The organism is Streptomyces sp. NBC_00510, assembly GCA_036013505.1.
GTDB lineage: Bacteria > Actinomycetota > Actinomycetes > Streptomycetales > Streptomycetaceae > Actinacidiphila.
In genome coordinates this window covers 6,746,788-6,761,521 of record CP107851.1, presented here as the reverse complement: position 1 = coordinate 6,761,521, position 14,734 = coordinate 6,746,788, and the positions used below count along the sequence as shown (strand labels likewise).

Genomic DNA, 14,734 nt, shown 5'->3' with positions numbered 1-14,734 from the left:
TGAAAGCCCGACGAAAGACCTTGCTGCAAAGACTTGCAAGATCTTCCGATCGTTACATCTGCGTGTCCTCACAGTTGCAGACGGGAGACGTGACGTGGGACGCTCGCGCTCCTGGAAGCCGTTACGCGATCTTCCGCAAATTCTTGAAAGGCATTGCCGATCACGCGGCGGATCGGAATCATCGGCAGGGAACGGCGCCGACTCCCGAGGGACCGACATGACCCAAGAGCTCGCCCCCGTCATCCACGACGCGACCGACGAGACCCCGGCCGCCCCCGAAGGGGGCACACCCGGCTGGTGGCGCAGCGCCGTCATCTACCAGGTGTACGTACGCTCCTTCGCCGACGGCGACGGTGACGGCGTGGGCGACCTGCCCGGCATCCGGGCCCGGCTGCCGTACCTGGCGGAACTGGGCGCCGACGCGGTCTGGCTGACCCCCTTCTACGCCTCGCCCCAGGCGGACGGCGGCTACGACGTCGCCGACTACCGCAGCGTCGACCCCCTCTTCGGCTCCCTCGCGGACGCCGACGCGCTCATCCGCACCGCCCACGAGCTGGGCCTGCGGGTGATCGTCGACATCGTCCCGAACCACACCTCCGACCGGCACGCGTGGTTCCGGGCGGCGCTCACGGACCGGCGCGGGGGGCCGGCCCGTGAGCGCTACCACTTCCGCCCCGGCAAGGGCGAGCACGGCGAACTGCCGCCCAACGACTGGGAGTCGGTCTTCGGCGGCCCCGCGTGGACCCGGGTCGCGGACGGCGACTGGTACCTCCACCTCTTCGCGCCCGAGCAACCCGACCTCAACTGGGACCACCCCGAGGTCCGCGAGGAGTTCGACGCCGTCCTCCGCTTCTGGCTGGACCTGGGCGTGGACGGCTTCCGCATCGACGTCGCGCACGGCATGGTCAAGGCGCCCGGCCTGCCCGACATCGGCCACAAGGAGCAGGTCAAGATGATCGGCTCCCAGGTGCTCCCCTTCTTCGACCAGGACGGGGTGCACGAGATCCACCGCGCCTGGCGCCGGCTGCTCGACTCCTACTCCCCCGGCCCCGGGCCCCAGGAGCTGCCGTCCGAGCGCATCGGCGTCGCCGAGGCCTGGGCGCCCGACGCCGGGCGCATGGCGCTGTACGTCCGTCCCGACGAGCTGCACCAGGCCTTCAACTTCCACTTCCTGCAGTGCCCCTGGGAGGCCGGGGCGATGCGCGCGGTGATCGAGGAGTCCCTCGCCGCCACCGTCTCCGTGGGCGCCCCCACCACCTGGGTGCTCTCCAACCACGACGTGGTCCGGCACGTCACCCGCTACGGCGGCGGTGCGGCCGGGCTGCGCCGGGCCCGCGCCGCGGCCCTGCTGATGCTCGCGCTGCCCGGTTCCGTATACGTCTACCAGGGCGAGGAACTGGGTCTGCCCGAGGTCACCGACCTGCCGGACGAGGTCCGCCAGGACCCCTCCTTCTTCCGGGACAACGGCCAGGACGGGCTGCGCGACGGCTGCCGGGTGCCCATCCCGTGGACCGCCGACGGCCCCAGCCACGGCTTCGGCCCGGCCGGCAGCTGGCTGCCGCAGCCCGCGGGCTGGGGCGGACTGAGCGTCCAGGCGCAGACCGGCGACCCCGACTCCACCCTGGAGCTGTACCGCTCGGCCCTGCGGCTGCGCCGTGAACTGCCCGGCCTCGGCGACGGGCCGATGCGCTGGCTGGACGCTCCCGAGGGGGTGCTGGCCTTCTCCCGTCCCGGCCTGGTGTGCACCGTCAACGTCAATCCGGTGCCGGTCCAACTCCCCGTGCCGGGGCGGCCGGTGCTCTCCTCCGAGCCCGTGGCGTTCACCGGCGGATCCGTCCGTCTTCCGGCTGATTCGTGCATCTGGTGGGCGATCTGAGATGCGACCGGTACAGTCCAATCCTGTGACCGCAAGGCTTGCCGACATCGCAGCCCAGGCGGGGGTGAGCGAAGCGACCGTCAGCCGTGTCCTCAACGGCAAGCCCGGGGTCTCCGCCGCCACCCGCCAATCCGTGCTGGCCGCCCTCGACCTGCTGGGGTACGAACGGCCGGTGCGGCTGCGGCAGCGCAGCGCGGGCCTCGTCGGGCTCATCACCCCGGAGCTGGAGAACCCGATCTTCCCGGCCTTCGCGCAGGTCATCGGGCAGGCCCTGACCCGGCAGGGGTACACCCCGGTGCTGGCCACCCAGACCCCGGGCGGCTCGACCGAGGACGAACTCGTCGAGATGCTCGTCGAGCGCGGTGTCGCCGGGATCATCTTCGTCTCCGGACTGCACGCCGACTCCACCGCCGACGTGGAGCGCTATGACCGGCTGCACGGCCAGGGCGTGCCGTTCGTCCTGATCAACGGCTTCTCCGGCAAGATCAAGGCGCCGTTCGTCTCGCCCGACGACCGCGGTGCCATGCGTCTGGCCGTCACCCATCTGGCGGCGCTCGGCCACGAGCGGATCGGCCTCGCGGTCGGTCCCAAGCGGTTCGTCCCCGTGCAGCGCAAGATAGAGGGCTTCCTGCGCAGCATGGAAGAGGTGCTCGGCATAGCCGCCGACGAGGCGGCCGGGCGCATCCAGCACTCGCTGTTCACCCTCGAGGGTGGTCAAGCGGCCGCCTCCGGCCTGATCGAGTCCGGCTGCACGGCCGTGGTGTGCGCCTCCGACATGATGGCGCTCGGCGCCGTCCGCGCCGCCCGGCAGCAGGGGCTGTCCGTCCCCGGGGACGTCTCCGTCGTCGGCTTCGACGACTCCCCGCTCATCGCCTTCACCGATCCGCCGCTCACGACCATCCGGCAACCGGTCACGGCGATGGGCCAGGCCGCGGTGCGCGCGCTGCTGGAGGAGGTCGGCGGTACCCCGGCACCGCACAGCGAGTTCGTCTTCCTGCCCGAACTGGTCGTCCGCGGTTCGACGGCATCAGGTCCCAAGGCCGGGGCAGCCGTACCCGTACAGCAGTCGACCGGGAGGCGTACGCGGGATGCACGCAATCCCACCGGGGGTTGATCGGACGGCACCGGACCGCATGGCAGACTATCGCCCCATGGGGGAATCGACCGCGAAGACCATGGCCCACCGCAGTGACGCCGTACCACCGCGCTCCATCGATTCCCGTGACGCCGATGGAGCGACGACGGGCAACAGACTGCTGGCGCCACGCCGGCCCCGGCTGTGGTTCGAGATCCTGCTGATCGCCGTCAGCTACTGGATCTACTCACTGGTGCGCAACGCCGTGCCCGAGCAGCAGGACGACGCCATGCGGAACGCGGGCCACGTCTGGGGCCTGGAACGGTCCCTCGGGCTCGCCTTCGAGCACGCGGTCAATCATGCCGTGAACTCCGTAACGTGGCTCATCGTCGCGATGAACTATTACTACGCGACGCTCCACTTCATCGTCACCCTCACCGTGCTCGTCTGGCTGTTCCGCCGGCACCCCGGGCGCTACGCGCCGACCCGGCTGGTCCTCTTCGTGACGACCGGCATCGCGCTGCTCGGCTACTACTTCTTCCCCCTGGCGCCGCCCCGGCTGATGGAGGGCGGCGGCTTCATCGACACCGTGAAGATCCACCACACCTGGGGGTCGATGGCGTCGGGCGACCTGGCGCACGTCTCCAACCAGTACGCGGCCATGCCGTCGATGCACATCGGCTGGTCGCTGTGGTGCGGCATCACCGTCGCCATGCTCGCGCGGCGGGCCTGGGTGCGGGTGCTGGGCGTGCTCTACCCGGTGGTCACGCTGCTCGTCATCGTCTCCACCGCCAACCACTTCTGGCTTGACGCCGCCGGCGGCACCCTCTGCCTCGGCGTCGGCTTCGCCGCCTCCTGGGCGGTCTACGGCGGCCTCGCCTACCGGTTGCCGCGCCAGGTGCGCGTCGCCACGGCGTAGGCGGGCGCGGGCGGCGGGCGCGGACTACGTGGCGTAGAAGAGGCGCTCGACCACCGCGCGGGCCCGGCGCGTGGCCCGGCGGTACTCCTCGACCATGTCGCCCACGTGGCCCGGCTCGTAGCCGAGGTACCGCCCCACCGCGGCGAGTTCCTTGCCGTCGCCGGGGAAGGTGTCCCCGGCGCGGGCCCGGACGAGCATGACGGCGTTGCGCATCCGGCTCGCCAGGATCCAGGCGGCGTCCAGGACTTCCGCGTCCTCGGCGAGGACCAGCCCCACCGCCGCGGCCGCGGCCAGCGCCGGCCGGGTACGGGTGGTCCGCAGGCCGGGGAACTGCGCGCCGTGCTGGAGCTGCAGCAGCTGCACGGTCCACTCGACGTCGCTGAGCCCGCCCCGCCCCAGCTTGGCGTGGGTCGTCGGGTCGGCGCCGCGCGGCAGCCGCTCGGACTCCATACGGGCCTTGAGCCGGCGGATCTCGCGGACCGCCTCCTCCGGCAGCCCCTCGGCCGGGTAGCGCAGCGGGTCGACGAGGCCGATGAAGCGGGCGCCCAGGTCCTCGTCGCCCGCGACCGGTTCGGCGCGCAGCAGGGCGTGGCTCTCCCAGACCAGCGACCAGCGCCGGTAGTAGGCGGCGTACGAGCCGAGCGTGCGCACCAGCGGTCCGCTCTTGCCCTCGGGGCGCAGGTCGGCGTCGATGAGCAGCGGCGGGTCGGTGGTGGGGATCTGCAGCAGCCTGCGCAGCTCGTTGGCGACCTTGAGCGCGGCCTTGGCGGCCTGGTGCTCGTCGGTGCCCTCGTACGGCTCGTGGACGAACAGGACGTCGGCGTCGGAGCCGTAGCCCAGTTCGTGGCCGCCGAAGCGGCCCATCCCGATGACGGCGAACCGGGTCGGCAGGGGCTCCCCCTCGGCCGCCTCGACGGCGTTGACCGCGGCCTGCAGGGCCCCGGTGACGGCGGCGGCGTTGAGGTCGGTGAGGGCGGTGCCGATGGTGTCGGGGTCGTCGCGGTGGACCCCGACGAGGTCCGCGGCCGCGGTGCGGAACAGCTCGCGGCGGCGGACCCCGCGCACCGCGGCGACGGCCTGCTCGGCGGAGTCCGCGCGGTGGACCGCGGCCAGCACCTCCTGGTCCAGCGCACCGCGCGTGCGGGGCTGGAGCCCCTCGTCGTCGGCGAGCAGGGCGACCGCCTCGGGGGCCCGCATGAGCAGGTCGGGGGCGAGCCGCCCGGAGGACAGCACGCGCGCGAGGTTGACGGCGGCGGCGCCCTCGTCCCGCAGCAGCCGCAGGTACCAGGGGGTGCGGCCCAGGGCGTCGCTGACCTTGCGGAAATTGAGCAGACCCGCGTCGGGGTCCGCGGAGTCGGCGAACCAGCCGAGCAGCACCGGCAGCAGGGTCCGCTGGATGGCGGCCTTGCGGCTGACCCCCGAGGCCAGCGCCTCCAGGTGGCGCAGGGCCGCGGTGGGGTCGGCGTAGCCGAGCGCCTCCAGGCGCTGCTTGGCCGCGTCCGGGGTCAGGCCCACCTCGCCGGGGGCGAGCTGGGCGACCGCGTCGAGCAGCGGCCGGTAGAAGAGCTTCTCGTGGAGGCGGCGCACCTCCCGCGCGTGCCGCCGCCACTCCCGCTGCAGCTCCGCCACCGGGTCCGCCCGGAAGCCCAGCGAGCGGCCGAGCCGCCGCAGGTCCGCCACGTCCTCGGGCACCAGGTGGGTGCGGCGCAACTTGTGGAGCTGGATGCGGTGCTCCATCGTCCGCAGGAAGCGGTACGAGGTGTCGAGCGCCGCCGCGTCCGCCCGCCCCACGTAGCCGCCGGCGGCGAGCTGGGACAGCGCGGTCAGGGTGGTGCCGCTGCGCAGCGACGGGTCGGTGCGGCCGTGCACGAGCTGGAGCAGCTGCACCGCGAACTCCACGTCCCGCAGGCCGCCGGGGCCCAGCTTCAGCTCCCGGTCGAGGTGCGCGACGGGGATGTTCTCCACGACCCGGCGCCGCATCTCCTGCACGTCCTGGACGAAGTGCTCGCGTTCGGCGGCCTGCCACACCATGGGCGACAGCGCCTCGACGTACTCCTGCCCGAGCGCCGGGTCGCCGGCCACCGGGCGGGCCTTGAGCAGCGCCTGGAACTCCCACGTCTTGGCCCAGCGCTTGTAGTAGGCCAGATGGCTGGAGAGGGTGCGCACCAGCGGGCCGCGCCGGCCCTCGGGCCGCAGGTTGGCGTCGACCTGCCAGATGCTGCCCTCGACGGTGGTGTCGGAGCAGATCCGCATCATGCGCGAGGCCAGCCGCGTGGCGGCCTGCAGCGCCTTGGCCTCCTCGGCGTCGGGGCGGGCCTCGGCCACGAAGATGACGTCGACGTCGGAGATGTAGTTGAGCTCGTGGCCGCCGCACTTGCCCATGCCGATCACCGCCAGCCGGCACAGGGCGGCGTCACCCGGCGCCTCGGCCTCGGCCATGGCCAGGGCCGCGCGCAGCGTCGCGGTGGCGAGGTCGGCGAGCTCCGCGGCAGTCTGCACCAGGTCGCTGGTGCCGCACACGTCGCGGGCGGCGATGCCCAGCATGCAGCGCCGGTAGGCGACGCGCAGCGACTCGGGGTCGTCGGCCCCGGCCAGCCCCCGTTCGAACTCCGTGGTCCCCGGGTGCAGGTCGGCGTGCTCGTAGGTGACCAGGGCGTGCCAGTCGCGCGGATGCCGGGTGAGGTGGTCGGCCAGGGCCACGGAGGCGCCCAGCACCCCGAGCAGCCGGTCGCGCAGCGGCTTGGCCGTGGTGAGCGTGTCGAGGAGGGTGCGCCGCTCCCCGGGATCGAGGGCCTCGACGAGCCGTACGAGGGAGGCGAGCGCCTGGTCGGGGTCGGCGGTGGCGCCCAGCGCGTCGAGCAGGACCGGGTCGCTGCGCACCGGGGCGAGCTGCTCGCCGCCCAGCAGCGCCTCGGCGGCCACGGCGTCACTGAAGCCGTGCCGCAGCAGCCGCCCGAACCTGGTGTCCCGTCGCCCTTCCAGCACGCCGCCTGCCTTTCCCGGTGCTCCCGGCTGGGCCGATCCGCCCTAGAGAGAGTATCCGCCCTGCCCCGGCTCTGTTACCTGGCGGTATGCCCGGTTCGGGGTGATCGTCCGGCGGTGTGAGCGCGGTCTGGTCCTTCTGGTATAAAGCGCTTGCTGTTTCAGAGGTTTAAGAAATCAACCAACGGTACCCACGGCTACCCATGAGTGGGACGGGGCGGGGAAGAGAACATGCGGCGAATACGTCTGCGCGGGCGTGCGTGGCTCGCGGTCGGGGCGGTCGTACTCGGAGGGGCCGGTGTCATCACCGCCGCGTCCGTGGCGAGCGGTCCGGAGGGGACCGCCCCGTCGGCCGACGCGAAGGGGCCGGTGCACACCAAGGTGGACGCGCTGGCGCTCAAGGGCACCGGCGGTGAGCGGGAGCTGCCGCAGCAACGCACGGGTGCGTTCGGCACGCTCGGCGTGACCTGGGACGATCCGAAGGCGGAGCTGGACGGCACGGTGCAGCTGCGGGTCCGGGCGCAGAAGACCGGTACGTGGTCCGACTGGTTCGGGATCGAGACGCACAACGACGACGCGCCGGACGCCGGCGACGAGTCCGCGGGACGCGGTGGCACCCCTCCGCTGTGGGTGGGCTGGTCCGACGGCGTGCAGGTCCGCGTCCGGTCCGGCAAGGGCGCGGCCGGCATCCCGAAGGGCCTGAAGCTCGCCCTGGTCGGCGAGAGCGACAAGAAGAGCAGCGTCGACGTGGCGATGGCGCCCGCCGCCTTCGCCGCCGACGCCGAGGACTCCGCGTCGCCGACCGCGGACCCCACGGCGACCTCGACGCCGTCCGAGACGACCGCACCGGCCACGACGGAGCCGCCGACCACCGAGCCGAGCGCCACGGAAAGCTCCGCCCCGGCCAGCAGCGCCCCGGCGACCAGCAGCCCGCCCACGACGAGCTCGCCGACGGCCTCCGCGTCCACGCCTCCCACCTCGACGGTGCCCAAGCCGCCCATCGTCACCCGCGCGGGTTGGGGCGCCGACGAGAGCATCCGCGAGCAGACGGAGCCCTCGTACGCGCCGCAGGTGTCAGTCGTCTTCGTGCATCACACGGCTACGTACAACGCGACGAAGCACAGCGGTGACTACAGCTGCAGCGACTCGCCGAGCATCATCCGGCAGATCTACGCGTACCACGTCAGCCAGACCTGGCGGGACATCGGCTACAACTTCCTCGTCGACAAGTGCGGCACGATCTACGAGGGCCGCTACGGCGGCGTGGACCGTGCCGTGGTGGGCGCCCAGACCGAGGGCTACAACACCGGCACGGCGGGCATCGCGGTCATCGGTTACTTCCAGACCGACAAGTACGTCTCCACGGCCACGCCGATGACCTCGCAAATGCTGGGTTCGGTCACCGCGCTCGCCACCTGGAAGCTCGGCCTCGCCGGGATCAACCCCAACCCCGGCACCAAGAGCCAGACCGTCAACGGCAAGGCGTTCTACCCGATCTCGGGTCACCGCGACGGGTTCGCCACCGAGTGCCCCGGCACCAATCTGTACGCCAAGGTGCCCACGATCCGCTCCTACTCCTCCTCCGTCGCCGCGCCGACGCTGAACGGGGTCACCGGCGCCACGCTCTCCGGGTCCTCGTACTACACCAAGGGCACGGCGACGGTGGCCTGGAAGGAGAGCACGCCGACAGCCGTCCTGAAGCGGTTCGAGGTGCTGGTGGACGGCAAGGTCGCGGCCACCGCCAAGGCCACCGCCACCTCCGCGCCGATCACGGTCGCCGCGGGCAAGCACACCGTGACCGTGCGGGCGGTGCACATGAGCAACAAGACGGCGACGTCGGCGAGCTCGTACACCGTGGTCGGCGACACGACCAAGCCGACGTTCACCACCGCCCCCTCGGTGAAGATCCGCAACGCCACGGTGTCCAGCACCTCCGTGCCGGTCTCCGTGAGCTGGAAGGCCGCCGACAACGGCGCGCTCAAGAGCGTCGCGGCGACCGCCCCGACCACGGCCACCTTCGGCCCGACCACCACCTCGTGGAGCACCACGGGCAAGGCGAACACCGCGGTCACGTACGGCCTGAAGGCCACCGACGCGGCCGGGAACTACACCACCGCCTCGGTGAGCCGCACGGCGGCGATCCTGCAGGAGACCTCGGCGACGAAGGCCGGGACGTGGTCGGCGAAGAGCAGCACCAGCTACCTCGGCGGCAAGTCGCTCACCTCGTCCTCCAAGAACGCCAGCCTGACCTGGACGTTCACCGGCCGCTCGGTCGGCTGGGTGGTCTCCCGCGCCTCGACCTCCGGCCAGGCGTACGTCTACGTCGACGGGGTCAAGGCGGCCACGGTGGACCTGAAGTCCTCCACCACCGCCTACCGGCAGACGATCTGGTCCAAGACCTGGAGCACCAGCGCCAAGCACACGCTGAAGGTCGTCGTCGTCGGCACCTCCGGGCGTCCGGCGATCACCACGGACGGCATCACGTACGTCAAGTGACGTCCTGACAGCAAGGGCCCGGGGAACGCGAGTTGCGTTCCCCGGGCCCTTTTGCCTGCGCTTGACCTCAAGATCCAGAACGTACGCACCGTTCCCCGGACCTTCACTTCCGCGGCGCTTCGGACGTCCACGGCTCCCTCCTAACCTGGCGCGGCGCCACTCCCCGTCCCCCCTTCACGGAGGTCCGCCGTGTCCGGCTGGTCCCTGCCCCGTCCCCGTCGCACCGTCACCGCCCTCGCTTCCACCCTCGGCGTCGCCGCCGCCTCCCTCGGCCTGTGGGCCGGACTCGGCGGCGCCGAGACCGCCCACGCGGCCGGCAGCGTGCCGAACCCCGACCACGTGGTCGTGGTGATGCTCGAGAACCACGCCTACAGCCAGGTCATCGGCAGCTCCAGCGCCCCGTACCTCAACAACACGCTCAAGGCCGGCGGCGCCAGCCTGACGCAGTCGTACGGCGTCACGCACCCGAGCCAGCCCAACTACCTGCAGATCTTCTCGGGCGGCAACCAGGGCGTCACCGACGACGGCTGCTACACCCCCGGCTTCAGCTCCAAGCCCAACCTCGCCTCCGAGCTGATCGCCGCCGGCAAGAGCTGGGCCAGCTACAACGAGACGCTGTCCAGCCAGGGTTCCACCACCTGCAGCAGCGGCGACTACGCCCGCAAGCACAACCCGTGGTTCGCCTTCAGCAACGTCCCGACGTCGACGGCGAAGACCTTCGCGCAGTTCCCGACGGACTTCACCACCCTGCCCAAGGTCTCCTTCGTCACGCCGAACCTGTGCAGCGACATGCACGACTGCTCGGTCTCCACCGGTGACACCTGGCTGAAGAACAAGCTGGGCGCGTACGCGACCTGGGCGAAGACCCACAACAGCCTGCTCGTCGTCACCTTCGACGAGGACAACCGGCTGAGCGGCAACCGCATCCCGACCGTGCTCTACGGCCAGCCGGTCAAGGCCGGTTCGTCGTCCGCCACGACGTACAACCACTACAACGTGCTCCGCACGCTGGAGGACCTGGCGGGTCTCACCACGCACGCGGGCAACGCCGCCTCCGCCTCGGACATCACCGGCATCTGGGCGAGCTGAGGCCGGTGTACGTCGCGGACAGCCGCGGCGGAGCCGGCACCGGGGTCCGGGACGCGTCGCGTCCCGGACCCCGGGCCACCGCCGTCGCCCCCACCGTCCTCGTCCTGGGCACCGTCAGCCTCATCACCGACGTCTCGTCGGAGATGGTCACCGCCGTGCTCCCCCTCTACCTGGTCGCCGGACTCGGGCTCTCCCCGCTCGGCTTCGGCCTGCTCGACGGCGTCTACAACGGCTTCAGCGCCCTCGTGCGGCTGGCCGGCGGCCACCTCGCCGACCGGGGCGGCGGCCGGCACAAGGCCGTCGCGGCCGTCGGCTACGGCCTGTCGGCGCTGTGCAAGCCCGCGCTGCTCCTGGTCCACAGCCTGCCCCTGATCGGTGCCGTCCTCGCGGTCGACCGCACCGGCAAGGGACTGCGCACCGCACCGCGGGACGCACTGATCTCGCTGACCTCCACGCCCGGGACACGCGGGCGGGCCTTCGGCGTGCACCGCGCCATGGACACCGCCGGGGCGCTGCTGGGACCGCTGGTGGCGTTCCTCATCCTGCGGCAGGCCGCCGAGGGGTACGACGCCGTCTTCACGGTGAGCTTCTGCGTGGCCGCCGTGGGGGTGCTGGTGCTGCTGCTCTTCGTGCCGGGCCGCCTCCGCGGCGGAGCACCGGTCGCCACGGCCGCCCCCGCCCCCGCCGACGCGCCCGCGCCCTCGCTGCGGGCGTCCGTGGCGCTGCTGCGCCGCCGGGACGTGCGGCGGCTGACGGTCTGCGCGACGCTGCTGGGCCTGTCGACGGTGAGCGACTCCTTCGTCTACCTGCTGCTCCAGCACCGGCTCGGGGTCCCCGACCGCTGGTTCGCGCTGCTCCCCCTGGGCACCGCGGCGGCCTTCCTGCTGCTCGCGATGCCGCTGGGGCGGCTGGCCGACCGTGTGGGGCGCTGGCGGATGTTCCTGGCGGGACACGTCGCGCTGCTCGCCGCGTACGGGCTGATGCTCGCGCACGGCCCCGCGTACGCCGTCCTGCTGCTGCACGGCGCCTTCTACGCCGCCACGGACGGCGTGCTGATGGCCGCCGCCTCCACCGCCGTCCCCGACGAGCTGCGCGGTGCCGGGCTCGCCCTCGTCCAGACCGGGCAGGCCACGGCCCGCTTCGTCGCCTCCCTGGCCTTCGGCGCGGCCTGGACCGCCTGGGGCGACCGCACGGCGCTCACCGCCGCCGCGCTGGCGCTGACGGCGTGCGCGGTCTGCGCCGTGTACCTGCGCCCGGCGCCGAGCACGTGACCCCCGAGGAAAGGCCCCCCATGAACACCCGCAGCCGTCTGTTCGTGCTGCTCGCCGCCGTGGCGGCGCTGGCCGCCGTCGCCGCCGTGTCCGTGCTGCGCGCCGCGGACCGGGCGGCGGAGAAGGACCGCCCGCAGGCGGGCGGCCCCGCGGTCACGGCGGGGGCGGTAACGCTGGCGCCGGACGCGCCCCGCATGGTGTTCCGCAACATGGCGTGGGGCCCGCACCGGGACGAGCTCGCCACGGTCCCGGCCGGCCGCCCCGGGGCCGCGCGCACCGCCTCGGACGTCAAGTGCCTGCGCTTCTACGCGGCCGCGGGCACCGGCATCTGCCTGCAGTCCGTCAAGGGCGCCGTCCAGGACAGCTACCGCGCCGTCGTGCTCGACGCCCGGCTGCACGAACTGCGCCGCTTCCCCCTCGCGGGCATCCCGACCCGGGCCCGGGTCTCGCCCAGCGGGCGCATGGTCGCCTGGACGGTGTTCGTCGGGGGCGACTCCTACGCGGGCACGAACTTCTCCACCCGCACCTCCGTCCTGGACACCCGTACCTGGACCCTCGTCAAGAACCTCGAGGACTTCCGGATCACCAGGGAGGGCCGGCCGTACCACGCCGCCGACGTCAACTTCTGGGGCGTGACCTTCTCCGACGACACCCACTTCTACGCCACCTTGGGCACCGGCGGCCGCACCTACCTCGTCCGCGGCGACACCGCGGCCCGCTCCGTCCGCACGCTGCGCAGCAACGTCGAGTGCCCCTCGCTCTCGCCCGACGGCACCCGGCTGGTGTTCAAGAAGCGCGTCGAGGGCCTGTCCCCCGACGCGCCCTGGCGGCTGTACGTCCTGGACCTGGCCACCCTGCGCGAGACCCCGCTCGCGGAGCGGCGGAGCGTCGACGACCAGGTCGTCTGGCGGGACGACGACACGGTCGTCTACGCCCTCGCCGGGGACTTCGGCGCGGACCTGTGGACGGTGCCCGCCGACGGCACCGGCACGGCCCGCCGCATGATGACGGCGGCGCTGGCCCCCGCGTACCTCGGCTAGGCCGTGCCGCGGCCCCTCGCCCGCTCAGGTCGCCAGTGACACGTCGGTCGCCTTGACCAGCGCGACGACCGCGGCGCCCTCGGCGACGCCCAGCTCGTCGAGGGCCTCCCGGGTGATCACGGCGGTCAGCTCGCGGCCGCCCGCGAAGCCGATCCGGACGGTCGCCATGGCCTCGCCCGGCGTCACGGCGGTGACGGTCCCGGGGACCCGGTTGCGGATGCTGAGGCCCTGCACCGGGGCCGTGGCGAGGGAGACCTCTGTCGCCTTGATCAGCACGGTCACCCCGCCGCCCGGGATGATGCCGAGCTCCCGCACGGCCTCGGCGGTCACGGCCGCCGTGAAGTCCGGTCCCCCGCCGTCGAGGCGCACCGTGACCACGGCCATCACCTCGCCCGGGACCACCGAGGCGACCTTGCCGTCGATCTGGTTGCGAATGCTCAGTGCCATGAGCGGCACCGTAAGCCCGCCCCCGGCGCGCCGCGCGGAACGACCCGCCGCCCGCCCCGGGCCCGGGCGGCGGTCCGGTCCCGCCGGCGGCGGCTCAGGCGGTGACCAGGTCCGCCCAGCGGGTGAAACCGGCGCAGTCGGCACGGATGCCGTGCCGTGTGGAGAGGGCGCCCACGATGCCGAGGCCCCGGCCGTGCTCGTCCGGGTCGGTGGATCCCCCCGGCATGCATGGTCGGGCCGACGGGCCCGAGTCGGTCACCTCGATGTGCAGGGCGCTGCGCCCCTCGACCTCGGTCCAGCAGATGCGCAGGGACGCGGGGCCGTCGGCGTGCACGATCGCGTTCGTGGTCAGCTCCGATATCACCAGCAGCGCGTCCTCGGCCACCTCCGCGCGCAGCTCCCACTCCGCCAGCACGCCCCGTACCCTCCGGCGCACGACGGACAGGGCGCCGGGGATGTGCGACAGCGCGCAGACGTGCACGTCCTCGCGCTGCGGCATCGTCTCGGGCTGTGCCGCCATGGTGTCCTCCTCCCGGGGGAGTCCTGCCGGGTGGACTCCCGGGCCTGCACGAAAGCTTCCGAGACAGGACATCCCGGGTCAATGAATCGGGGTCGTCATTATCGAACGCTGCCCTGAGAGGCCGAACGACCTGCGGAAACGCGCTGATGCCCATCGTGGTCGCCGGGGATAGCATCGACATATGGCCGGCCCGCTCCAGTCCATCGAACGGGCGGCGGCGATCCTCAGGCTCCTGGCCGGCGGTCCCCGCCGGCTCGGGCTGGGCGAAGTGGCCGGCTCGCTCGGGCTGGCGAAGGGAACCGCCCACGGCATCCTGCGCACCCTCCAGCACGTGGACTTCGTCGAGCAGGACCCGGCGACCGGGAAGTACCAGCTCGGGGCGGCCCTGCTGCACCTGGGCACCAGCTACCTGGACGTCAACGAACTGCGGTCCCGGTCGATCAACTGGGCCGACGCGCTGGCCGCCCGCAGCGGCGAGGCGGTACGCCTCGGCACCCCGCTGGAGGGTCAGGTGCTCGTCGTCCACCACGTCTTCCGGCCCGACGACAGCCTGCAGACGCTCGACGTCGGAGCCCTGCTGCCGCTGCACGCCTCCTCGCTCGGCAAGATCCTGCTGGCGTACGGGGCGGCACCGCTGGAGCCGCTGCTGAAGGAGGAACTGGAGGCGTACACCCGGCACACCCTGGTGGTCCCGGAGGACCTGACCCGGGCACTCGCCGAGGTCCGCGAGCAGGGCTGGGCGCCGGAGGTGCAGGAGATGTCGATGGGCGAGGCCGGGGTCTCGGCGCCGATCCGCGGGTCGGGCGGCCTCGTCGTGGGCGCGATCGGCCTGTCCGGCCCGGTCGAGCGGATCTGCGACAGCAAGGGCCGCCCGCTGGCGTCCCTGGTCACGCTGCTCCGCGAGGCCGCGCGGGCGATCTCCAGAGACCTGGGTGCCGCCCGCTGGTGAGGCCCGCCCGAGCACCGGACACCCCGAGCACAGCGAACGCGTCGGAAAGCATCGGAAAGCATCGGAAAGC

General features: G+C 72.7%; 11 protein-coding genes. 8 read left to right on the top strand and 3 right to left on the bottom strand.

The window, feature by feature from the left end; translation table 11 throughout:
- Window positions 1-217: 217 nt before the first annotated feature.
- The 3 genes from OG937_30485 to OG937_30475 are packed head-to-tail and all read left to right on the top strand — an operon-like array spanning window position 218 to window position 3,870.
- Entirely contained in the window at window positions 218-1,876 is a 1,659-nt protein-coding gene (locus OG937_30485; GenBank protein ID WUD75711.1) for a glycoside hydrolase family 13 protein, read from the top strand.
- 25 nt (window positions 1,877-1,901) lie between these two features.
- Entirely contained in the window at window positions 1,902-2,990 is a 1,089-nt protein-coding gene (locus tag OG937_30480) for a LacI family transcriptional regulator (GenBank protein WUD75710.1), read from the top strand.
- Between the two features lie 37 nt (window positions 2,991-3,027).
- Window positions 3,028-3,870 (top strand): phosphatase PAP2 family protein, encoded by an 843-nt coding sequence (locus OG937_30475; protein ID WUD75709.1) that lies wholly within the window; start codon window positions 3,028-3,030, stop codon window positions 3,868-3,870.
- Between the two features lie 24 nt (window positions 3,871-3,894).
- On the opposite strand, the gene OG937_30470 is transcribed toward OG937_30475, so the two are convergent.
- A complete protein-coding gene (locus OG937_30470) occupies window positions 3,895-6,855 on the bottom strand; it encodes a bifunctional [glutamine synthetase] adenylyltransferase/[glutamine synthetase]-adenylyl-L-tyrosine phosphorylase (protein ID WUD75708.1) in 2,961 nt (986 codons plus the stop codon).
- Window positions 6,856-7,083: 228 nt separating this feature from the next.
- On the opposite strand from OG937_30470, the gene OG937_30465 reads away from it, so the two are divergent.
- From OG937_30465 to OG937_30450, 4 genes are all read left to right on the top strand, one after another.
- On the top strand, window positions 7,084-9,348 hold the full coding sequence (locus OG937_30465; protein ID WUD75707.1) for an N-acetylmuramoyl-L-alanine amidase: 2,265 nt from the start codon (window positions 7,084-7,086) through the stop codon (window positions 9,346-9,348).
- Window positions 9,349-9,537: 189 nt separating this feature from the next.
- Window positions 9,538-10,437, top strand: coding sequence for an alkaline phosphatase family protein (locus OG937_30460; protein ID WUD75706.1), 900 nt, complete (start codon window positions 9,538-9,540; stop codon window positions 10,435-10,437).
- 5 nt (window positions 10,438-10,442) lie between these two features.
- Window positions 10,443-11,708, top strand: coding sequence for an MFS transporter (locus OG937_30455; protein ID WUD75705.1), 1,266 nt, complete (start codon window positions 10,443-10,445; stop codon window positions 11,706-11,708).
- 20 nt (window positions 11,709-11,728) lie between these two features.
- Window positions 11,729-12,748, top strand: coding sequence for a TolB-like translocation protein (locus tag OG937_30450; protein ID WUD75704.1), 1,020 nt, complete (start codon window positions 11,729-11,731; stop codon window positions 12,746-12,748).
- A 24-nt stretch (window positions 12,749-12,772) separates the two neighbouring features.
- Here the strand turns inward: OG937_30450 and OG937_30445 are convergent, their stop codons facing one another.
- Both OG937_30445 and OG937_30440 read right to left on the bottom strand, forming a co-directional pair.
- Window positions 12,773-13,195 (bottom strand): TOBE domain-containing protein, encoded by a 423-nt coding sequence (locus OG937_30445; protein WUD75703.1) that lies wholly within the window; start codon window positions 13,193-13,195, stop codon window positions 12,773-12,775.
- Window positions 13,196-13,289: 94 nt separating this feature from the next.
- A complete protein-coding gene (locus OG937_30440) occupies window positions 13,290-13,715 on the bottom strand; it encodes an ATP-binding protein (GenBank protein WUD75702.1) in 426 nt (141 codons plus the stop codon).
- A 181-nt stretch (window positions 13,716-13,896) separates the two neighbouring features.
- Between OG937_30440 and OG937_30435 the strand changes: the two genes are divergently transcribed.
- A complete protein-coding gene (locus OG937_30435; GenBank protein ID WUD75701.1) occupies window positions 13,897-14,664 on the top strand; it encodes an IclR family transcriptional regulator in 768 nt (255 codons plus the stop codon).
- The last annotated feature ends 70 nt before the right edge of the window (window positions 14,665-14,734 follow it).

Excerpts from the sequence above, each read along its gene's own strand:
- OG937_30475 (WUD75709.1), top strand. The coding sequence starts at position 3,028 with ATGGGGGAATCGACCGCGAAGACCATGGCCCACCGCAGTGACGCCGTA.
- OG937_30485 (WUD75711.1), top strand. The coding sequence starts at position 218 with ATGACCCAAGAGCTCGCCCCCGTCATCCACGACGCGACCGACGAGACC.
- OG937_30440 (WUD75702.1), bottom strand. The coding sequence starts at position 13,715 with ATGGCGGCACAGCCCGAGACGATGCCGCAGCGCGAGGACGTGCACGTC.
- OG937_30465 (WUD75707.1), top strand. The coding sequence starts at position 7,084 with ATGCGGCGAATACGTCTGCGCGGGCGTGCGTGGCTCGCGGTCGGGGCG.
- OG937_30445 (WUD75703.1), bottom strand. The coding sequence starts at position 13,195 with ATGGCACTGAGCATTCGCAACCAGATCGACGGCAAGGTCGCCTCGGTG.
- OG937_30450 (WUD75704.1), top strand. The coding sequence starts at position 11,729 with ATGAACACCCGCAGCCGTCTGTTCGTGCTGCTCGCCGCCGTGGCGGCG.
- OG937_30435 (WUD75701.1), top strand. The coding sequence starts at position 13,897 with ATGGCCGGCCCGCTCCAGTCCATCGAACGGGCGGCGGCGATCCTCAGG.